The sequence below is a fragment of the Cupriavidus sp. GW821-FHT07C08 genome, assembly GCF_059419025.1.
Map to the genome: position 1 here is coordinate 1 of NZ_JBWKQZ010000027.1, position 21380 is coordinate 21380.

Below are 21380 nucleotides of genomic sequence, written 5' to 3' on the forward strand. Positions count from 1 at the left end.
ATATGCCTGCGACTGAAATCCAATACTGAAGGGGCTTGACAACCTCGCCCCCATAGAAGAACCCGTTTCAGAATGAAGCGGGTTCTTATTGCCCGGCCAGCCTGAGGCTCCTGGCAATGCGGGTCAGCTTGGCGTGTTCGTTGCTCAGGAAAGCTTGCGCCTGGGCCATGGTCATCGGCTCGATCGCGCGCTGGAGATTGACGGCGCGCCGGGTACGGTTTTCCGGGCTGCCCACCCACGCATTCATGGCCTCCACCACCCGTGCCGTCACGGCATCCGGTGTATTCGGCGGAGCCAGCACGCCCGCCCACTGGCTGTACTCGAAGTCGGCCAGGTCCTTGTATTCCGACAGCGCCGGCACATCGGGCAACGACGGATGCCGGGCCTTGCTGGCGACACCGATCGGCCGGAAGCGGCCGGCCTTGATCATCCCGTAAGTCGGACCTCCCATGGGAATGAAAGTCAGGTCTACCTGTGCACCGGCGATGTCGCTGGTGACCGGCGCCGCGCCTTTGTAGGGGACTTCCAGGAAGCGCACGCCGGTGCGGGCCTGGAAGTCGGCACCGACCAGGTGGGGTGCCGAGCCGGGGCCCCAATGCGCCAGCGACAGCGGGCGGTTCTTCGGGTTCTTCGCGTAGGCAATGACCTCGTCGACGTTCTTGAACGACAACGAGGGATTCGAGACCAGGATGAAGTCCGAAATCCCGCTGAAGCCCGCCAGCCTGAACTTCTCCGGCGAATACTTCGCCGATGCGATGGTAAGTGGCGCGACCAGGAAATCGATGCCGGTCGTGCCCAGCAAGGTGTAGCCATCGTTGGCGCCGCGCAGCACGTTCATGGCGCAGATCGATCCGCTCGCGCCGGGAAGGTTGTCGGCAATGACGTTCTGCCCCAGGCTCCTCTTCATCACAACAGCCGCAGCGCGAATCGAATCGTCCGCCGGGCCGCCAGCGGGAAATGCGACCTTGACGACAATCGGCTTGCCCGGATAGGGCGCTTCAGCCCGCAGCAAGGATGGCACAAGCATTGCCGGCACGGCGCCGCACGCCGCCTGCAGCAGGCGCCGGCGCGAAAGCTGGATAGTCATGGTTGTCTCCATTATTGGTTCTGCAAGCCGGCAGCTCATACCCGTGGTGACGGATACGTCGGGGTGAGGCGCTGCCGGCCTGCACTGCCTCTGGCGAGGCCCTGCTTCGGTGAACGGGCTATTCGTAGACCACCGCGTATTTGATGGTCAGCGTCGAGAACGCCTTGCCGATGGTTGCCACCGCGATCTCCCGATCTTCGTTGCTCAGGGTGGCGGGCAGCACCAGCGTGGACAGGATGCCCTGGTCGCCCCGGTCTTCGATACGGATATCAACCAGGGGCACCGGCGTATCCGCGTTGACCTCGGCAAGCATCTGCCGCTGCGCCCGCAGTACTGCGTCGCTGCGCAGCGTGTTCTTCTGGATCTTGCCGACGGCAGTCTTGGGGATGGCGTCGACCAGGTAGAACTGCTTGGGCACGGCGGCGCGTTCCGGGATCACCTCGTAGGCGTAGTGCTTGATGCGGCCGAGCGGGAAGGTGCTGCCCGGCCTGAGCGCGATATACGCGACCGGCAGTTCACCGGCATGCGCGTCAGGCAGGCCGACCGCGGCGGCATCGAACACCTCGGGGTGCCGATACAGCGCCTCTTCGATCATGCGCGGATCGATATTGTTGCCGCCGCGGATGATCAGGTCCTTGGCCCGGCCGGTCAGCCAGAAGTAGCCATCCTCGTCCACATAGCCCAGGTCGCCCGTATTGAACCAGCCGCCTTCGAACCAGATGCTCTTGTTCTGCTCGGGGTTCAGGTAGCCGCCGAAGACGTTGGGACCGCGCACCACCACGATGCCAGGTTCGCCCGGCTCGCATTCGCGCTGGATGTGTCCGGCGGCGACCTTGACGACCTTCATCTCCTGGTAGGCCATGGGCAGGCCAATCGAGCCGATGCGCCGCTGGCCATAGCGCGGGTTGGTTGCACTGAGCGCGGTGCCTTCAGTCAGCCCGTATCCCTCGAAGATCATCGCGCCGGTCTTCTGCTCGAACGCCTCGGCGACGGCCACCGACAGCGGCGCCGTACCGCAGCTGGCCGCCTTGAGGGAGCTGATGTCGGCGTCGCCGATCGGAATATTCAGCGCCATGTTGACCACGCTGGGGACCATGCCCAGCGCGGTGACCCCGAAGTGATCGACGATCTGCCAGAGATTGCGGATCACCGAGGGATCACGCCAGCCGCTGGACGTCAGCAGCACCACCGATGCGCCGCGGGCCAGCGGCATCAGGCAATTGGTAAGCACCCCTGTCACGTGGAACATCGGCACCCCGCAGACGCGTACGTCCTCAGGCTGCACGTCGATCTGCATCGCGCTGACCCATGCCATCGACACTTCGTTGCCATGCGTGTGCAGCGCAAGCTTGGGCGTGCCGGTGGTGCCCCCGGTATGGAACATCGAAGCCGTATCCTGCGGCGAGAACACCCGTCTGCTGTCAAGCGCCTCGTCATCGAAACGGTCAACGCTGGCGTCGAGGTCGAAGATACCTTCCTCGCTTGCCTTACCGCCGCCGGCCTTGATCCAGTGCTTCACGTCAGGCAGTTCACGCCGTACCAGCATGGCCTTGTTCCAGGCTTCGATATCCGGGTCGGGGCCATAGGCGATCACCGCCTTGGCTCCGGCATTGCGCAGCAGCGCCGCGATAATCTCGGGCTCCAGCATCCAGTTGACCGGGCAGGCGATGCCGGTCGCTTCGCTGCCCCAGATCGCATACTGCGACTCTGGCGTCACGGGCATCAGCACCCCGATGACGTCATCCGGACCCAGGCCAAGCGAGTGCAGCAGGTTGGCGGTCTGCGTGATGCGTCCGAACATCTGCGCATGGGTGATGGTGACCGACCGGGCCAACTCGTCGCCGGAGGTGAAGTAATGCAGCGCGGGCGCCTCGGGCGCACGGTCGCGCGCCAGGCGCAGCAGCTCGTAAGTGCTGTCGGGCAGGCGCCGGTCGGAAAGCGGTGTCTGCTCGAAGCGCCGGATATCGGCAAGCGCGGTCACTGTCAGCCGGGGGCGGTAGGGGTCTGGTTGCGCGAGGGTGGCCGCAGCCTGCACACGTGTGTTGAGCTGGGTCATGATCAGACTCCCCGGTAGACCGGACGGCGCTTGTCGAGGAACGCTGCGCCGCCTTCGTGCATGTCTTCCGTGCTGAAGAGCGTGGCAAAGGCCAGCTGTTCCAGCATCAGCGCCGTATCGAGCGTGGCATCCTGGCCGTTGTTGATCATCAGCTTGGCCATCGCGATCGAGTGCGGAGACTTCTCGGCAATACGGTGCACATAGGCCTTCGCCTCTGCCAGCAATTCGCCCGCAGGCACCACCTTGTTGACAAGGCCGATGCGGTAAGCCTCGTCCGGCTTGATGATTTCGCCGGTAAAGATCATTTCCTTGGCGCGCGTCGCGCCAACCAGCCGGGTCAGCCGCTGGGTACCCCCGCGTCCCGGTATCAGGCCAACGTTGGTTTCGGTCTGCCCGAGCTGGGCGTTGTCCGCAGCCACGCGCAGGTCGCACGCCATCGCGAGCTCAAGGCCACCGCCAAAGCAAGGCCCGGCAATGGCGGCGATCACGGGGATGGTGCTGTGGTGGATCAGCGCCCACAGGTCGGGCGCGCCGCTGGTCGGGACGAAGGCTTCAATCGGACGGCGCGCCAGCATTTCAGGGATATCGCCGCCGGCCACGAAGGCCTTGGTGCCACCCCAGAGAACGATCCCTCGGACCGTCCGGTCGGTCATCAGCGACGACAGCGCCGCGTAAAGGTCGGTGCGCAACCCGGTGTTGAGCGCGTTGTACTTTTCCAGCCGGTTCATGGTGACGACGGCGCAGGGACCGTCGCGGTCGATAAACACGGTGTCGTATTCGGTGATGTCGGTCATCGGTGTCTCCGTTGTCTCTCTTGGATGCTTAGTGGATGAACTCGAACAGGCCTGCCGCGCCCATGCCGCCGGCGGCACACATGGTCACGACGCCATACTTGGCTTTGCGGCGGCGTCCTTCCAGCAAGATGTGGCCGGCCTGGCGCGCGCCCGTCATGCCATACGGGTGACCGACGGCAATCGCGCCGCCGTTGACGTTGACGCGCTCCAGCGGCAAGCCAAGCTGGTCAATGCAATACAGCGCCTGGCAGGCAAAGGCTTCGTTGAGTTCCCACAGGTCGATGTCATCGATGGAAAGCTCGTTGCGTTCGAGCAGGCGCGGGACTGCGCGGACCGGGCCGACGCCCATTTCGTCCGGCTCCACCCCAGCGGTGGCCAGGCTGACGAAGTAGCCCAGCGGTTCCAGGCCACGCCGTTCGGCCTCGCGTTCGGACATCACCACCAGCGCCGCGGCCCCGTCAGACAACTGGCTCGAATTGCCGGCCGTCACCTGGTAACCCTCGCCCTTTACGGCAGGCAGCACGCTCAGTCCTGCCAGCGTGGTGTCGGCACGGACACCTTCGTCCGCCTCGAGCAGGAACTCCGCCGTCGACGTCTCGCCGGTCACCTTGTCCTTCACCGACTTGACCGTTGCCAGCGGAACGATTTCCTCCGCGAAGCGGCCGGCCTTCTGAGCTGCCACAGTAAGTTGCTGGCTGCGCAGCGCGAACGCGTCGGAGCGCTGCCGCGACATGCCGTAGCGCTCGGCGAGGATTTCGGCCGTATCGATCATGTGCAGGTAAACATCGGGGCGATTCTTGGCCAGCCACGCTTCCTGCTGGGCAACCTTCAGCGTGACCGGTTGTGACAGGCTGATCGATTCGACGCCACCCGCCACCATTACCGGCACCTTGTCGATCAGCACACGCTGTGCGGCAAAGGCGACTGCCTGCAAGCCGGACGCGCAGAAGCGGGTCAGTGTCGTGCCGCTGACGGACACCGGCAGGCCCGCGCGGATGCCGCCTTGCCGGGCGACGTTGCCACCGGTGGCGGCGATGGGCTGGCCGCAGCCGAAGATGATGTCCTCGACTTCCGCGCCGTCAATCCCCGCACGCTGGACGGCATGCTGAATGGCATGACCGGCCATGGTTGCGCCATGGGTCATGTTGAAGGCGCCTCGGGTGGCTTTGCCGATCGGGGTGCGGGCAAATGAAACGATCACTGCACGAGACATGGGTTCTCCTTTGACGTGGATGGGGCCGGCGTTCTAAGTCGGCTGAATCGAATATAGACAGTGGATACATTGGAGCGTGCGCCGGGGACTGAAACAAAGGTGGGCAGGGTTGAAAGGGCTGGACGCCTGGCCTGCCTTGCCGCGCTAGTCGCGGTCGGTGTTGGTGCTCGGTGTATCCACTGTCTACATCCTAGGATTGCGGTCTTGGCCGCGTCAAGAAGTCTTTGGGCAATTTCGGGTTTACCAGCCTGTTCCTGTATGGGCACTGCAGTGCCAGCCAGATGAGCGAAAGGGCTTTCGTTGCTAGGGTTACCACTAGGCGTAAATGGCTTCCCGTTCCTTGACGCTCGCTGACGCGCTCCCTACGATATAGACGCTGGATAGATTGATGTTCGGCCATGCGGTGACGAAGCGGCGCGGAGGTTCGCGGTTTCGGGCCGGCCGCTGTGACGGAAGTAGCAGAAACCGAAAGGGGGAAACATTGGAATTTACTGGCGCACAGGTAATCAAGGCTTCCAGGGCAGAGGTCTGGAAACGTTTGAACGATCCGGCGACATTCCAGCGGTGTTTGCCGGGATGTGAGCAATACCAGCAGGCGGATGACGGAGACTATGACGCAGTCATCGTGGCGGCCGTCGGACCGATCAAGGCACGCTTCAAGGGCACGGCCCGATTTACCGGCCACCAGGAGGGCATCGGCTATCACATCGAAGGCAGCGGCAGCGGTGGCGTCGCGGGATTCGGCAAGCTGGGCGCCGATATCCGTCTGGAAGACGTCGAGGGCGGCACTTCCCTGCACTACGTGGCCGCAGCGCAGATGGGAGGAAAGCTCGCACAGATCGGGTCCCGTCTGGTGGGTTCAGTGGCGAACAAGTTCCTGGCGGAGTTCTTTTCCCGCTTTGAAAAGCTGGTAAGCCAGGAGGCAAGTCCCGGTGGTTCGCTGGCAACTTCCGCTGAATGAGCTTCGGCAGCTCTGGGAAGAACACCGGAATTTTTTTTGCCCCTTTAGTATGATGATCGTAATACTATAGGCACCACGGGTGCCGATGCTGAAGGTGCTAACGGAGACACAGAGGCGACTGTGAAAATTGAAAACACCATCAATGGCGTAACAGGTACCACCGAGATAGAGCCAAGGCGGCTGCTGGTGCACTTGTTGCGGGACCAGAAACGCCTGACCGGCGTTCACATCGGTTGCGACACCTCCCAGTGCGGAGCCTGCACGGTGCTTGTCGACGGAACGACCGTGAAGTCGTGCACCGTACTTGCCGCCCAGACTGACGGCTGCGAGCTGCACACGATTGAAGGCATGGAGCACGACCACACGACAGCCGTGCTCAAGCAAGCCTTCAACGAACTTCATGGCTTGCAGTGTGGCTTCTGTACGCCGGGAATGCTGCTTGCGGCACGAGCGCTGCTTGCGCACCAGCCTGCGCCGGCCGAAAGCGATGTCAGGGAAGCGCTGCACGGCAACCTGTGCCGCTGCACCGGGTATCAGAACATCGTCGATGCTGTTCTTCTTGCCGCGACCCGGCTGCAGCGAACGCCGTCCGCCACACATGAGGAGGCCTGAGATGAGCGAAGCACTGAACGGAAGTGCAACGAAGTACATTGGCAAGTCGGTCAGCCGCCGTGAGGACAAGCGCCTGATGAGCGGCCAGGGCAGGTTTACGGATGACCACCAGTTCCCGGGCATGGTCTTCGCGGCCTTCGTCAGATCGCCCTATGCCCATGCCGTTGTCAGCGAGATCGATACCTCGGCCGCGCGCGCGCTTCCCGGCGTGATCGGTGTTCTGACCTATGCGGACATCCAGGGCAAGGTTGGCGACATCCGGCCGAACTGGGTCGTGGGCAATTCGAAGGTGCCGCCGCATCCTCCGCTTGCGGCCGAGCGGGTGCGGTACGTAGGGGAAGCCGTGGCGATGGTGGTGGCCCGGACCCGCGAGATTGCCGCGGACGCCGCGGAACTGGTCGCAGTCGGTTACGAAGCGTTGCCACCTGTCGTCGATGCGGAAGCAGCGCTGTCAGACACCGCGCCCCAGCTTCACGATAACGTGCCCGGCAATCGCATCGGCGTATTCCGGCTCAAAGGCGGCAGCTACGAGGATGCATTGAAACGGGCCGACCGGGTGGTCTCGATCCGCCTGGTGAACCAGCGGCTGATTCCAAGCCCGCTCGAACCGCGCGCCTTGTGCGCGAACTTCGACCCGGTCGACGAGCGCCTGACGTTTATCGTCCCGACCCAGGTTCCGCATATGTCGAGACGCTGGCTGGCGGAGACCCTGCGCTGGCCCGAGCACCGGGTCCGGATCGTGGCGCCCGATATCGGTGGCGGATTCGGCGCAAAGATGCACTTCTATGCGGAAGAGGTGCTGGTGGCGTTCGCCTCCAGACATTTCGGGCTTCCGGTGAGCTGGACGGAGACGCGCAGCGAGAACTTCGTCGCGACCACCCATGGCCGCGCGCATACCGAGTATGTGGAGGCGCCCGTTACCAGCGACGGCAAAGTGCTGGGGATCCGCTTGCGGTCGTTCGCCAACCTCGGCGCCTACCTTTCGAACATGGCGACGGGGATCCCTACCATCAATACGGTCAACTACATCACGGGCAACTACCAGATAACGTCAGTCGACGCGGAAGTGAATCTGGTGACAACCAATACCACGCCGGTCGATGCCTATCGCGGCGCCGGACGGCCAGAAGCCGCATACATCATCGAGCGGCTGATGGACGCTGTAGCGGGGGAGCTGGACATGGATCCGGTCGAGTTGCGGCGCCGCAACCTGGTGCAGCCCGATCAGTTTCCCTATTTGCCGCATGACGGCGCGCGCGGCAAATGGGACTCCGGCGACTACGAAGCCTGCCTGAACAAGGCGACCGAGCTGATCGGCTACCGGCGCTGGCGTGAGGAGCAGGTGGCGCTGCGCGAGCAGGGCAAATACATCGGCATCGGGGTGACCTGCTATCTCGAGCTGGTCGGCATGGGCATTTCGCCGATGCTGGAAAAGGTCGGGTTCAATCGCGGCGGCTGGGAGAGCGCGCATATCCGCGTGCATTCCGACGGCAAGGTCACGCTGTTCAGCGGCTCGATGCCGCAAGGCCACGGCCATGCCACCAGCTTCGCGCAGATCGTTGCGGAAGCCCTGCAACTGCCGATGGAAGATGTCGATGTCGTGCAGGGCGATACGGATCGCGTGCTGGCGGGTCATGGCACGTTCAATTCACGCTCCATGCCCGTAGGCGGCAGCGCTGCCTATGTGGCAGCGGGCAAGATTCTCGCCAGGGCAAGGCGGATCGCCGCCTTCATGCTCGAAATCCCGGAAGAGGACGTGCACTATGCAGATGGCCATTTCTCGAGCACGGCAAATCCGACCGTCATCCCGTTCTCGCAGGTCGCAAGGATGGCATACCTTGCGCACAAGCTGCCCCGGGATTTCGAAGCAGGGCTGGATGAGCGCGTCTTCTATGAGCCGGTCGCCCTGGGTGCGCCGAATGGCTGCCATGCCGTGGTCGTGGAGGTCGATGCGGAGACCGGGGTGGTGACGATCCTGGACTATGTGGCAGTCGACGACGTGGGCGTGATGATCAACCCGATGCTTTGCCATGGCCAGATGCACGGTGGCATCGCACAGGGCATCGGCCAGGCCCTGTTCGAAGAAGCCACGTACGACGACTCCGGGCAACTGCTGTCCGGCTCGCTGCTTGACTACGGCTTTCCGCGTATCGAGCAGATCCCCCGCATGCGCACCGGCTTCCATGTCTCTCCGGCGCCGTCGAATCCGCTCGGCGTCAAAGGTATCGGGGAGGCGGGTTGCGTCGGTGCGCCGCCCGCGATCGTCGCCGCGGTATGCGATGCACTGAAGCCATTTGGCATATCCCATCTCGATATGCCGCTGACGCCGCCGAAAGTCTGGCGAGCCATCCAAGAGAGCCGGAGCGCGACATGATTCCGTACGAAGTCGAATACCTCAGGGCGAGCAGCGTGCAACAGGCACTTTCCATCCTTGCCCAAAACCCCGAGGCGAAGATCCTGGCCGGGGGTCATACGCTATTGCCGATGATGAAGCTGAGGCTGGCGAGGCCTGGACTGCTGGTGGATATCGGTCGCCTGCCTGAACTTCGTGGCATCGTGGTCCATGAGGACTCCGTTTCCATCGGCAGCGCCACGACCCACGCCGAACTGGAGGCGAGCGCGGAACTGAAGCAGCTGGCCCCGCTGTTCCCACTCGCCGCCACAGTGATTGCCGACCCGACAGTCAGGAACCGTGGCACGATCGGTGGCGCGCTGGTGCACGCCGATCCGTCGGCCGACTGGCCGGCGGTCGCGCTTGCGATGGATGCCGAAATGGAAGTGGCAGGCGGGCAAGGCAGCAGGCGCATTCCCGCGCACGAGTTCTTTGCCGGCTTCATGTCCACAGCCGTTGAGCCGGACGAGGTCCTTACGCGCATTCATGTGTCATTGCCGGCACCGGGCCGGGTTGCATACCGCAAGTTCCGTCATCCGTCGTCGGGCTATGCGGTGGCTGCGGCGGCCGTTGCCATCAACGTTGCAAAAGATGGCTATACCTGGGGACGGATTGCCATCACTGGCGTTGCGGATGCGGCATTCCGCGCCTGGGAGGCGGGGGCTTTGCTGGAAGGCAGCTTCGCCGACCTGCCGGACAAGGTCGATGCCATTGTCGACGCCACGTTCACCAACGTGACGCCGCTGGAGGACAACTTCGCCGATGGGGCATACCGGCTGCAGCTTGGCCGGGTGATGCTGAAGCGGGCGCTGGTCGATGCGCTGGAGCCGCGCCGCGGAGACTGAAACTCCGGGGGGAGGCTTACGCCCGCGCTGCGCTGCGTGACCTCGCCTTCGGTTTGCTTGCGGCGGCATCGGTAGCCGCCGCGGCCTTGTTCTGGCCTGCTGCCAACAGGCCGGTCAGCACGAATTGCTGTACGCTCTGGCGCCATTGGGCCAGCGCGACGCGCGGGCGCGGGCTGGGTCCGGTCGGCTTGGCACTGAAGAACATGCTCACGCCGTGCATGGCCGACCACGCGCAGCGCACCATCATGTCGTCGAACTGCTCGGCAAGATTGTTTTCCCGGAAATAGTCCTGGACTGCACCCGACAGGAGCTGGTAAGACGCGCTGCCCGCCTCCAGCAGTTCGGGGTACCTCTCCTTGTCCTCGATCTGCGGCCCGAACATCAGGTAGAAAAGCGCGGGATGCTTGACGGCGAACTCGATATAGCCGTCCATGATCGTGAGCAGCCGCGCCTCGGCGCTCATCTCCGGCGAGAGCCGGGCCCGCCGCACCGCGACCAGTTCACGGAATCCTTCGGCGGCGATGGCGGCAAGCAGGCCCTCCTTGTCGGCAAACTGATTGCGCGGCGCGCCGTGCGAGACCCCGGCCAGCTTTGCGGCGGAGCGAAGGGTCAGTCCATGGACGCCCTTGAGAGCCAGGATTTCCCGGCCACAGCGGATCATTTCTTCCCGCAGGTTGCCATGGTGATAGCTTTGGCGGGCCGGGCGCGTGGTGGAGGTGGTCATGAAATGGCGGGTCGCGATGTCGTCAGGCCTCCATATTAGCGCTAACCCATCCGGTGACCCGCGGACGGCAGCTGGCAGCTACCGCATCTGGGCGTCGATGACCTGGACGTCTTCGAAGGGGATAGGCGATCCATCGGCGCGCGTCAATGGTGGCGCCACGATCTCGTTTCCCGTGTGCTTGTCCACGAAAAGCTTGGCGCGCCGCTTCGGTTCCGCCACCCATCGCTCTGCCCACGCCTTGAGGCTCAGGTAGGTCGGCAGGAAATCGCGTGCGCTGTCGCTCAGGAAGTAGGCGCAGCGTGTGCTGCCTTCGATCGGCCTGCGTATCAGCAGGCCATGATCGGTCATTGCCTGAAGCCTGGCGCTCAGGATGTTGGAAGCAATGCCGAGCCGGCGCTCGAACTCCTCGAATCGCGTCGCCCCGTAATACGCTTCACGCAGGATCAGGATGACCCAGCGCTCGCCCAGCACCGCCGAGGCATGTGCAACGGGACATGGCATCTTGAGGAAGCGGGATTGGCTCATATCGGCTCCGGCGCTGGTGCAAGGGCGGCCGCACTACAGGGAGGTCTGGAGTGCGTCCAGAATCTCGGTGGATAGCGCTTCCGAGCGCACGGAGCGCGCCAGCACCATGCCGCCGACCATGGCCGCCAGCGTGACAATGGCGTCCTTGCGTGCTGTCTCATCATCGCCCCCTGCAATGGCTTCGATGAGCGATGTCACGCGCGCCTCGAAACGCCGCCGCGTCTTGGTATCCAGGCGCGACACATCGGCACCGAGCGCCGCGATGGCGCAACCCGATCCGGGATGGTCGCGGTGCCTTTTGTTCACATACGCCTGCACGACGGCTTGCCTGCGCTGCCTGGGCGATGCCACCGACGTCGCCTCTTGCAGGAGTTCCATGGTCTGGTCGAAGGCTGCGTCGATGGCCTCGGCAACCAGGGCGTCCTTGGACTCGAAGTGCGCGTAAAACCCCCCATGGGTCAGGCCGGCGCTCTTCATCAACTGGGCTACGCCGATGCCGTTGACACCGTGCTTGCGGAATTGCGTCGAGGCAGCCTTGACGATGTGCTTGTGGGTTTCAGCCTTTTGGTCGAGCGAGTAGCGCATGATCAGGTGACAGGAAGAGTCGGGCGTGTGTGTCTCTGCAATATATAACATTACGATCATCATTGCATCGGGTGCTTGCCGCGGGGTTGTCGGCCGCGTCGTTACATGTGGGGGCCAACGGGCGCGCGCCACGTGATTCACTAGGGATAGCACCAAGGCAGCAGCAGCGTGTTCCTCCTTGACCATGCCGGTCCGCCTGACTAGCATGTAGACGCTGGATACATAGGCGGGTGTGGCAATCGCTTGACTGGGAGCGTCATGGCCACTGCGACCGTTCGTCATGTTATATGACGACCATCATTTCATAAGCGCTGCCTTGAAAGGGAGGGAGAGGAATGCGAGGGCGGCGCGCAAGGTTCACGAGCAGAGAAAACCATCAATGACATGGAGCCACGTGCTCAGATAACGGAGACAAAGTGCATGAAACCACAGCAATCCAGCTCGCCGGGGACCATAGATGTCCAGGCATTCATCGACAACCAGAGATTCTCGCCCTATCAATGGATGCTGCTTATTGTTTGCTTTCTGGTGGTGGCGGCGGATGGCTTCGACACGGCTGCAATCGGCTATGTGGCGCCATCGTTGACCACGGAGTGGGGCGTTTCGAGGCTGGTGCTGGGCAATGTGCTGAGCGCTTCGCTGGTTGGCCTTGCGCTCGGCGCGCTGGTCGCCGGACCCTGTGCGGACCGGTTCGGACGCAAGCCTGTGCTCATCGTATCGGTGGCGGCCTTTGGTCTGTTCAGCCTCGCCACTGCGTCCGCTATATCCGCTGCAGAGCTGTCCTGCTGGCGCTTCCTGACGGGTATGGGGCTAGGTGCCGCGATTCCCAACGCGACCACGCTGCTGGCCGAGTACGCCCCCGCCAGGCGTCGGGCCTTCCTGGTGAACAGCATGTTTTGCGGCTTTACGCTTGGCGCCGCGGGCGGTGGCTTCCTGGCGGCGGTCATCATTCCCGCATTCGGATGGCGCAGCGTGTTCATCGTCGGCGGAATAGTCCCCCTGGTCCTTGCCATCATTGCGCTTGCACTGCCGGAATCGATCCGGTTCATGGTGCTGCGCGATTGGCCGGCGCAGAAGATCAGAACGGTGTTGAGACGGCTGGCAGGTCCCGCGGAAGTCCACGCGTCGCGGTTCACCTTGCCGGATGATCAGGCCGACAAGTTGCGCTCGCCGCTCGGGCTCATCCTGTCGCAAAAATATCGGATGGGAACGTTCATGCTCTGGACCACCTATTTCATGGGTGTACTGGTCTTCTACCTGGTGACCAGCTGGATGCCGACCCTTGTCAGGGAAGCCGGTGCGACCCTGGCGGAGGCCTCCTTGATCGCTGCGCTGTTCCCGCTCGGCGGCACGCTGGGCGCCATGGCTTGCGGCTGGCTGATGGATCGCATCAATGCCCATTGCGTCATCGGCTTCGCCTATTTCTTCACCGCCGTATTCACGCTGGCGATGGGACACGCGACCAGTGGTGCATACCTGGTGCTGCTGACGCCGATCGCCGGGCTGTTCATGGGGGCCGGCCTGGTATCCATGCCCGCGCTGGCGGCTTCGTTCTATCCGACCCAGGGCCGTGCCTGCGGGGTAGGTTGGATGCTTGGTATGGGGCGTTTCGGTGGTGTCCTCGGAGCCGTTTCCGGTGGCACGCTGCTGCAGTTTGGCCTGGGCATGAGCTCGATCCTCAGCATCCTCGCCGTGCCATCCTTGCTTGCGGCCATCGCGGTCGCCGCGAAGGGAAGGGCGGGCGCGGCGAAGCCGTCGGAGCAAGCAACCGTTGCCAGCGAAGCGTGATCTGGCGCCTGGCCCCGGGTTATTGACTGGACCTCGGCCTGCTACGTTTGACCCGGGGCAGCGGATGCAGGCTGGACGGCAGGAAGAATCATGGAAAGCGTGGATCTCGAAGTCTTGAGAAGCAGTGTTCGCTGGGACGAGCAAGGACACCGTTGCCTGTTGGTGACGGTCGTTCATACCTGGGGTTCGTCGCCACGGCCGGCCGGCGCGATGCTGGCCGTGCGCGACGACGGCCTGGTAGTGGGTTCGGTGTCGGGCGGCTGCATTGAGGACGACATCATTGACCGAACCCGCCGCGAAGGCATTCGCTGCGGTAGTCCCGAGGTGATCCGGTACGGCGTCAGCGCCGAGGAAGCACACCGGTTTGGCTTACCCTGTGGCGGAACCATCGAATTGGTGGCGGAGCCGGTATCTGCGGCGAGCGGATTGCGCGAATTGCTGCAGGCGGTGGAGGGCGGCCGACTGGTGACACGTACGCTCGATATCGCCACCGGCATCGCGACGCTTGGGCCGGCGGCGGCCGCTGATGGCCTGACCTTTGACGGCAAGTCGCTGTCAACCGTCCATGGGCCACGCTATCGCATGCTGGTGATTGGCGCCGGGCAGCTTTCGAAGTATCTCTGTGAGATCGCCGTCGGGCTCGGCTTCGATGTGACCGTGTGCGATCCGCGCGAAGAATATACCGAGTCCTGGGCCGTTCCCGGCATTACCATGGTGCGCACCATGCCGGATGACACGGTGGTGGAGATGGCCTTGGACGAACGCTGTGCGGTGGTTGCGCTGACACACGACCCCAAGCTCGACGACCTGGCGCTGATGGAGGCGCTGCGCACCCGGGCCTTCTACGTCGGTGCGCTGGGCTCGCGTCGCAACAACCAGGCGCGCCGCGAACGCCTGAAGGAATTCGACCTGACCAGCCAGCAACTGGCCCGTATGCATGGCCCGGCCGGCATCTATATCGGCAGCCGTACGCCGCCGGAAATCGCCATTTCGATCCTTGCCGAGGTGGTGGCAGCGCGCAACCACGTCCGCTTGCCCGATGACCTGAGGGTCGAACGTGCCAAGTCCGTACGGGAGGTGCCGGCAGATACCAGCGGCGCATGCGCGATATCGGTCGATGCGTAACGGCGCCCCGGCGCCTCGCATGCAGTGTGGGCGCGGTAGCGCCCACACTGCCTTTTGTCGCCACCAACCGGCCGCGGCCTTGCGCTGACGGCCGCGGCTTGCCGGATCAAGTGGTGGCCGCGGGCGTGTTCGCGCCGCTGTCGTTCATATCGGCGGGTGTCATCTCGTTCGCAGCGGCAGGCATCCTGATCCGGTACCAGATGGCATACATCGCTGGCAGGAACACCAGCGTCAGCACCGTGCCGGCGAAGGTGCCGCCGATCAGCGTGTAAGCCAGCGTCCCCCAGAACACTGAATGCGTCAACGGTATAAAGGCCAGGATAGCCGCCAGCGCGGTCAGGATCACTGGCCGGGCACGTTGCACCGTGGCTTCGACAACAGCGTCGAACGGCGCCAGTCCCGCGCGCTTGTTCTGGTGTATCTGCCCGATCAGGATCAGCGTGTTGCGCATCAGGATGCCAGACAGTGCGATCAGGCCGACCAGGGCGTTGATGCCGAATGGCTGCCGGAACAGCAGCAAGGTCGGGACTACGCCGATCAGTCCCAGCGGGCTGGTGGCAAGCACCATGACCATGGCTGAGATCGAACGCACTTGCAGGATGATGATCAGCAAGGTCAGGGCAAGCATGATCGGGAACAGCGGCAGCAGGGCCTTGGTGGCCTTGTCGGATTCCTCGGTGGCGCCTGCCTGCTCGATCCGGTAGCCGGCCGGCAGCCTGGCGATGATCGGTTGCAGTTGCTGCAGGACGGCCGCGGACACATCGGGTGGCTGCAGCCCCTCGGCGATGTCGCCGCGCACCGTAATGGTAGGCGTTCGGTCGCGCCGGCGCAGGATCGGGTCTTCCATACGCACATCGACGGTGCCTACCTGCGAGAGCGGAATGCGCTGTCCTGCCGCACCGATCAACGTGAAGCCGGAAATCTTCTCCGGGTCCAGGCGTATGTCTCCCGCGGCGCGAGCAAGGACCTGCACCGAGCGAATGTCCTCGCGGACTTCGGTGACCGGCAGGCCGTTGAGGAGAAGCTGCAATTGTTGGGCGACGCCGCTGGAAGTCAGGCCGACGGCCTGCAGCCGATCCTGCTGCAGCGTAAAGTGCAAGGCGGGCGCGCGTGGTCCCCAGTCGGTATTGACGGTTCTCATCTGTGGGCTGGCATCCATCACCCGGCGCACGTCCGCCGCAATGGCACGCAGCTTGTCCGGATCCGGCCCCGCGACGCGGAATGCCACCGGGAAGGGCGAGTAAGGACCGAATACCAGTTGATTGACGCGCACGCGGGCCTCCGGCGCCAGTCCGGTGGCGATCGCCTGGCGCAGCCTGAGCTTCAGTGCCTCGCGTTCGTCCTGGTTCTCAGTCCGCACCACGATCTTTGCAAAGGAGGGATCCGGCAGCTCGGGCGACATGGCGAGATAAAACCGGGGCGCGCCCTGGCCGATGTAGGCCGTCACGATCTTCGCCTCTGCCTGCCTGGCGAGCCACGCTTCCACCTTGGACGTGGCCGCGCTGGTTTGGGCGATGGAAGTGCCATAAGGCATCTGGACTTCGACCAGCACCTCGGGGCGGTCGGAAGTCGGGAAGAATTGCTTTTTCACCATGCCCATGCCCAGCACGGACACCACAAAGCTGCCAACCACGACGGCGGCCACGATCCATTTGCGCTGGATGACGCGCCCTAGCAGGCGTCGGAAGCGGTTGTAGTTCAAGGTGCCGTAGATGGCATCGTGGCCGCCTTCGGCCTTGCCGATCTCAGGCAGCATCTTGACGCCCAGATAAGGCGTGAAGGCGACGGCGACGATCCAGGACACGACCAGTGCAATGCCCACGATCCAGAACATGTTGCTGGTGTATTCGCCGGCCGTGGAACGGGCAAAGCCGTTGGGCATGAAGCCCACCGCCGTCACCAGCGTGCCGGACAGCATCGGCGCGGCAGTGTGGCTCCAGGCATAGGCGGAGGCGGCAACGCGGCTGTAGCCTTCCTCCATCTTGACCACCATCATCTCGATCGCGATGATGGCATCGTCCACCAGCAGTCCCAGCGCAAGGATCAGCGCGCCCAGGGTAATGCGGTCAAAGTTCTTGCCAGTGGCCGCCATGACGACGAACACTGCGGCCAGCGTCAGCGGCACAGCCGCTGCCACGACAATGCCGACGCGCCAGCCCATGCTCAGGAAACACACCGCCAGCACCACCAGCAGGGCGACAAAGAACTTGACCATGAACTCATCGACCGATGCGCTGATGTTGACGGACTGGTCGGTCACTTTGGTCAGGCTCATGCCCAGCGGCAACGCTTCATTGATTCCTGACACTTCCGTATCCAGCGCCTTGCCCAGGTCCAGGCCGTTCCAGCCGTCGCGCATGACGATGCCCAGCAGCAGTGCGGGCTCGCCATTGTTGCGGATCAGGAAGGTCGCCGGATCCTCATAGCCGCGTTCAACCGTGGCGACATCCGAAAGCTTGAGCGTCCGACCCTGCGCCACCACTGGCGTGTCGCGGATCTTCTGCAGTTTGTCGAAGGCGCCGTCGAGGCGAATGAAAACCTGGGGACCCGAGGTGTCGATCGAGCCGGCCGGCGTGAGGGCGTTCTGGCTGTTCAGGGCGGAGAAGATGTCCTGTGGCGAGATACCCAAGGTGGCCAGGCGATCATGGGAAAAGGAAACGAAGATACGTTCGGACTGTTCCCCGATGATGTTCACCTTCTTCACACCCGCGACGTGCAAAAGGCGCTGCCGCAGCGTTTCGGCGTCGCGGACCAGCACCCGCTGTGGCTCGCCTTTCGCCTTCAACGCAAACAGGGCGAAGGTCACGTCCGAATACTCGTCGTTTACGATCGGGCCGATCACGCCGGCAGGCAGGCTACCCGACTCGTCCCTGAGTTTCTTGCGCGCCTGATAGAACTCTTCCTGGACCTCCGAAGGCGGTGTGCTATCGAGCAGGGTCACTGTGGTGAACGCCAGGCCAGGTCGCGTGTAGGTTTCCGTGCGGTCATACCAGCGCAGTTCCTGCATGCGCTTCTCCAGCCTTTCCACCACCTGGTCCTGCATCTCCTGCGCCGTCGCTCCCGGCCAGGCCGTGATGACGGTCATGGTTTTCACCGTGAAGGCGGGATCTTCCGCCCGGCCCAGCTGGAAGAAGGCGATAACGCCTGCCAGCGACACCAGGATGATCAGGAACAGCGTGACAGACCGTTCACGGACAGCGAGTGCCGAAAGATTGAACCCACTCATTGCTGCACTCCATGACCAGGAATAGTGTTGGCTCCGCTTCCGCTTCCGCTTCCGCTTCCGCTTCCGCTTCCGCTTCCGCTTCCGCTTCCGCTTCCGCTTCCGCTTCCGCTTCCGTTTGCTGCGATGCGGACCTGCTCGCCTTCGTGCAGAAGATGGGCGCCAAGGGCAACGATCCGGTCCCCAACCCTGAGTTCACCCGCGACACGCGCGGCGTCGTCATCCAGACCGCGGACCTTCACCGGGCGCCAGGTGACGCGGTTGAGTTTTTCGTCCAGCACCCACACGCCGGGACCTTTGCCCGGATCGAAGAGGGCACCGATGGGTACCTGCAGATCGCCTTGCTTCGATGGGCGGATTTCCGGAATCTGGAGGGTAACGGTCGCGCCGAGCGGGGCCTCGGCCAGCGCGCCTTCGAGCACATACCTTGCTTCGTAGGTGCGGGTCAGCCGGTCCGCCGAGTCAGAAAGCTGCCGGAGTTTCGCCGGCACGGTCAATGTGTCATTGCCGTATAGCGTCGCCTGGCTTAAGGAACCGACCGGGGGCCGGAGGGTTTCCGGCAGGTGAACGATGGCTTCGCGCCGGCCGGCATGCGCCACGCGTACCACGACCTGGCCGGCGTTGACGACTTGTCCGGCATCGGCCAGCGTCTCCACGACTACGCCGTCGGCATCAGCGAGCAAAACCGCGTAGCCAGTTGCATTGCGTGCCACATCGGCCTGGGCTTCCGCTGCGTTGAGCTGTGCCCTGGCCGATTCCGCCGCGGCCTTGATCTGGTCATAGGACGATGCCGATACGGCGCCGGACCCGACCAGGTCGCGATACCGGGCCTCGTCCTCCGCGGTTTGCCTGGCCCGTGCCCGCGCCGCGACGACTGCCTCCTGCTGTGCGTGCGCCGCCAGCTTCAGGTCGTTCGGGTCGATGCGCATGAGCGGCTGGCCGCGCTTGACGGTCTGGCCGGTATCGACCAGACGCTCCAGCACTTTGCCAGAGACACGAAAGCCCAGGTCGCCCTGGACCCGGGCGGCAACGGTTCCCGTGAATGAACGTGTCGCGGCGGCCGGGTCCTGAACGGTCCCGATTCTGACCAGCGGCGGCTGGCTGCGCGGATCGGGGGGCGCTGTATCGCCGCAAGCGGCCAATACAAGTGGCAACACGCACGCGGCGGCGGATGAGGCAAATCGGCGCTGAAGCATAAGGTCCTCTCAAGCGAGACTGGACCTGGATTATTGTTCTAGTGACTATTTTAGTCAATGGTCACAAGCGAATACTCTGACGACGTGCGTCTTAAGGCGCGAGGCTGCGCAGTATCAGGCTGGAAAGCTGGACATGGGCTTCCGCGGCAAGATCGAGGTTGTGCTGTAGCAGCAGCGGATCGATATATGGACGCATGACGAGATAGATGCCCCTGGCAGTCTCGTCCAGTGGTGTCTTGCGCTCGAACTCCCCTGACTTGCGGCCTTCCAGAACAATCCGCATGACCACTTGCTTGATGTGGTCCTCATAGTTGAGAACAGGCTGCCACCGCTCCTGGGCTGCGGCCGAAGCAATGGCGTAGAGTTTGCGGTCCTGGAAGAAAAGGCGGGCGCCGGCCTCCACCAGGGCCTTGAACAGGCGCCGCAGACGTTCCGACGCGGTCGGGACGTCGGCAATGGCTGCATCGACCTCGTCCGTGATGGCGCACAGGCAGTTCGCGCAGATCACTTCCCCGATCGCCTGCTTGGAATCGAAGAACTTGTAGATGTAGGCCTTGGAAAAGCCGATCGCCTTGGCCAGGTCGGAAACCGTCGTCTTCTCGTAGCCATACAGGCTGAAGTGCTCGGTGGCCGCCTCCAGGATCTGGGAGCGGACATTGTGGTCGGCGGGCCCTCGGGACGGCAGGGCGGTGGGTGTGGTCTCAGTCATGCAGCGAGCTTAACGCTGCAGATGGCTGTTGACAACCAGTGACCATTTTATAATATAGTCACAACTTCCTGTTCGCCTAGGCTTCCGTGATACCCATGGTTACCCATCGCTTTCTTGCCCTGCTGCTGAGTGTCGGCGTATCGACGGGTTGCGCCGTCGGCCCCGACTACAGACAACCGGATGTCCCGCTCCCCGACCGCTACCTGGGCCAGTCCGGCGTTGAACAGAGGCATGCGTCATCCTCTGCCGAACTCGTCACGTGGTGGGAAGGATTCGGCGATCCGCTGCTGGCCCGGCTTGTGTCAGTGGCATTGGATCAGAACCTGGACCTGGCGCAAGCGTCGGCGCGCGTCACCCAGGCACGCGCGGGGCTCGGCTTGGCCAATGCGGCCTTGCTTCCTTCGGGCAGCGCCAGTGCGCAGGCGGCCAGAAACTATCAGTCGATCGAGACGCCCCTTGGGAAGCTGCTCGATGCAACGCCTGGCTTTGACAGGTATGGCAACAGCTATGAGGCCAATCTCGGCGCGACCTGGGAACTGGACGTATTCGGTGGGCTGCGCCGTGGGCGGGAAGCCGCCCTGGCGGAGTACCAGGCATCGACTGCGGGCGCGACCGCGACGCGTCTCGCTGTGGCCGCGCAAACTGCAGATCTCTATATCACCGTGCGCGGACTGCAGTCCCGCATTGCCATCGCCAGGCAGCAAGTGGAGACCCAGCAGAAGCTGCTCTCGACGGTGAGCCTGCTTTACAGCAAAGGGCTTGCCGCCGAACTGGAGGTACGACAGGCCGAAGGCGCGCTCGCTCAGGTCCGCGCGACCGTCCCGGTGCTGGAGACAGGCCTCGATGCTGCGTTGAATGGGCTGGACGTAATGCTTGGTGTTCCGCCCGGCACGTATCGCGTTGAACTGGCCGGCCCTAAAGCGATTCCCGCCGCACCGCAGCTCGCCGGAACGGGCTCGCCGGCGGATCTGCTGCGACGCAGGCCCGACCTCATCGTCGCGGAGCGCCGGCTGGCGGCGGCGAACGCACGAATCGGTGTAGCCATTGCGGAGTACTACCCAAAATTCTCGCTCAGTGCCCTGTTGGGCAGCGCCACAACCGTAGCCAGCGGGAACCTCTTTTCCGCGGGCGCAAGCCAGGCAGCAGGCGTGCTGGGCTTGCGCTGGCGTCTGTTTGACTTCGGCCGCATCAATGCACAGATCGAACTGGCCCGAGGGCAGGAGGCAGAAGCGCTGGCGGCATACCGTCAGGCTGTGCTGCGCGCGACCGAGGATGTCGAAAATGCCTTCTCCGCGCTGATCAAGCGTGAAGATCAGGCAGGCACGCTGGCACAAGGCGAGACCTCGCTGACCCAGGCGCGCAATGCCTCATTTGCCGCCTACCAGAAAGGCGTGGTCCGCCTGATTGAGGTCTTGCATGCTGACGAGAGTCTTCTGCGGACGTCCGACGCCAGAGCGCAGGCACAGACCGAATCAGCCCGCGCCGCCGTGGCGGCATTCAAGGCGCTCGGCGGGGGGTGGGAACCGGCAGCTGCCTTATAGGGCA

Annotated in this window: 17 protein-coding genes; 7 read left to right on the forward strand and 10 right to left on the reverse strand. The window is 63.7% G+C overall.

The genetic code is table 11. The features are described 5' to 3' along the window. Positions 1-85 precede the first annotated feature (85 nt). From AC07UK_RS27740 to AC07UK_RS27755, 4 genes are all read right to left on the reverse strand, one after another. Positions 86-1087, reverse strand: coding sequence for a tripartite tricarboxylate transporter substrate binding protein (locus tag AC07UK_RS27740; RefSeq protein ID WP_436225184.1), 1002 nt, complete (start codon positions 1085-1087; stop codon positions 86-88). 118 nt (positions 1088-1205) lie between these two features. Next, the gene (locus AC07UK_RS27745; RefSeq protein ID WP_494686839.1) at positions 1206-3143 is read right to left on the reverse strand and encodes an acyl-CoA synthetase; all 1938 of its coding nucleotides are present in this window, start codon (positions 3141-3143) and stop codon (positions 1206-1208) included. A gap of 2 nt (positions 3144-3145) precedes the next feature. Then, complete coding sequence (locus AC07UK_RS27750) at positions 3146-3937, reverse strand: enoyl-CoA hydratase/isomerase family protein (protein WP_436225186.1); 792 nt, start codon at positions 3935-3937, stop codon at positions 3146-3148. Between the two features lie 28 nt (positions 3938-3965). After that, a complete protein-coding gene (locus AC07UK_RS27755) occupies positions 3966-5150 on the reverse strand; it encodes an acetyl-CoA C-acyltransferase (RefSeq protein WP_494686840.1) in 1185 nt (394 codons plus the stop codon). 481 nt (positions 5151-5631) lie between these two features. Between AC07UK_RS27755 and AC07UK_RS27760 the strand changes: the two genes are divergently transcribed. From AC07UK_RS27760 to AC07UK_RS27775, 4 genes are all read left to right on the forward strand, one after another. Then, a complete protein-coding gene (locus AC07UK_RS27760) occupies positions 5632-6111 on the forward strand; it encodes an SRPBCC family protein (protein ID WP_494686841.1) in 480 nt (159 codons plus the stop codon). Positions 6112-6231: 120 nt separating this feature from the next. Then, positions 6232-6723, forward strand: coding sequence for a (2Fe-2S)-binding protein (locus AC07UK_RS27765; protein ID WP_492378100.1), 492 nt, complete (start codon positions 6232-6234; stop codon positions 6721-6723). A gap of 1 nt (position 6724) precedes the next feature. Next, the gene (locus AC07UK_RS27770; protein WP_494686842.1) at positions 6725-9097 is read left to right on the forward strand and encodes a xanthine dehydrogenase family protein molybdopterin-binding subunit; all 2373 of its coding nucleotides are present in this window, start codon (positions 6725-6727) and stop codon (positions 9095-9097) included. Then, entirely contained in the window at positions 9094-9960 is an 867-nt protein-coding gene (locus AC07UK_RS27775; RefSeq protein ID WP_494686843.1) for an FAD binding domain-containing protein, read from the forward strand. Before AC07UK_RS27770 ends, AC07UK_RS27775 begins: the two co-directional genes overlap by 4 nt. A 16-nt stretch (positions 9961-9976) precedes the next feature. Here AC07UK_RS27775 and AC07UK_RS27780 read toward each other — a convergent pair whose 3' ends face one another. The 3 genes from AC07UK_RS27780 to AC07UK_RS27790 form a co-directional block, all read right to left on the reverse strand. Continuing rightward, on the reverse strand, positions 9977-10684 hold the full coding sequence (locus AC07UK_RS27780; RefSeq protein WP_436225192.1) for a TetR/AcrR family transcriptional regulator: 708 nt from the start codon (positions 10682-10684) through the stop codon (positions 9977-9979). A gap of 78 nt (positions 10685-10762) precedes the next feature. Continuing rightward, positions 10763-11209, reverse strand: a complete 447-nt coding sequence (locus tag AC07UK_RS27785; RefSeq protein ID WP_436225193.1) for a winged helix-turn-helix transcriptional regulator — start codon at positions 11207-11209, stop codon at positions 10763-10765. A gap of 33 nt (positions 11210-11242) precedes the next feature. Continuing rightward, complete coding sequence (locus AC07UK_RS27790) at positions 11243-11857, reverse strand: TetR/AcrR family transcriptional regulator (protein WP_249221300.1); 615 nt, start codon at positions 11855-11857, stop codon at positions 11243-11245. A gap of 357 nt (positions 11858-12214) precedes the next feature. On the opposite strand from AC07UK_RS27790, the gene AC07UK_RS27795 reads away from it, so the two are divergent. Together AC07UK_RS27795 and AC07UK_RS27800 are read left to right on the forward strand one after the other, a co-directional pair. Beyond that, positions 12215-13582 carry an MFS transporter gene (locus tag AC07UK_RS27795; protein WP_436225194.1) on the forward strand — a complete coding sequence of 456 codons (1368 nt, stop codon included), beginning with the start codon at positions 12215-12217 and terminating at the stop codon, positions 13580-13582. Between the two features lie 90 nt (positions 13583-13672). After that, positions 13673-14707, forward strand: coding sequence for an XdhC family protein (locus AC07UK_RS27800; protein ID WP_436225195.1), 1035 nt, complete (start codon positions 13673-13675; stop codon positions 14705-14707). A gap of 106 nt (positions 14708-14813) precedes the next feature. Here AC07UK_RS27800 and AC07UK_RS27805 read toward each other — a convergent pair whose 3' ends face one another. The 3 genes from AC07UK_RS27805 to AC07UK_RS27815 form a co-directional block, all read right to left on the reverse strand. Further along, positions 14814-17933, reverse strand: coding sequence for an efflux RND transporter permease subunit (locus AC07UK_RS27805; protein WP_494686844.1), 3120 nt, complete (start codon positions 17931-17933; stop codon positions 14814-14816). After that, positions 17930-19126: an efflux RND transporter periplasmic adaptor subunit gene (locus AC07UK_RS27810; RefSeq protein ID WP_494686845.1), complete on the reverse strand. Its 1197-nt coding sequence runs from the start codon at positions 19124-19126 to the stop codon at positions 17930-17932. The genes AC07UK_RS27805 and AC07UK_RS27810 overlap by 4 nt, the downstream gene beginning before the upstream one ends. A gap of 91 nt (positions 19127-19217) precedes the next feature. Continuing rightward, positions 19218-19835, reverse strand: coding sequence for a TetR/AcrR family transcriptional regulator (locus AC07UK_RS27815; RefSeq protein ID WP_436225198.1), 618 nt, complete (start codon positions 19833-19835; stop codon positions 19218-19220). A gap of 95 nt (positions 19836-19930) precedes the next feature. On the opposite strand from AC07UK_RS27815, the gene AC07UK_RS27820 reads away from it, so the two are divergent. Then, positions 19931-21376, forward strand: a complete 1446-nt coding sequence (locus tag AC07UK_RS27820; RefSeq protein ID WP_494686846.1) for an efflux transporter outer membrane subunit — start codon at positions 19931-19933, stop codon at positions 21374-21376. The last annotated feature ends 4 nt before the right edge of the window (positions 21377-21380 follow it).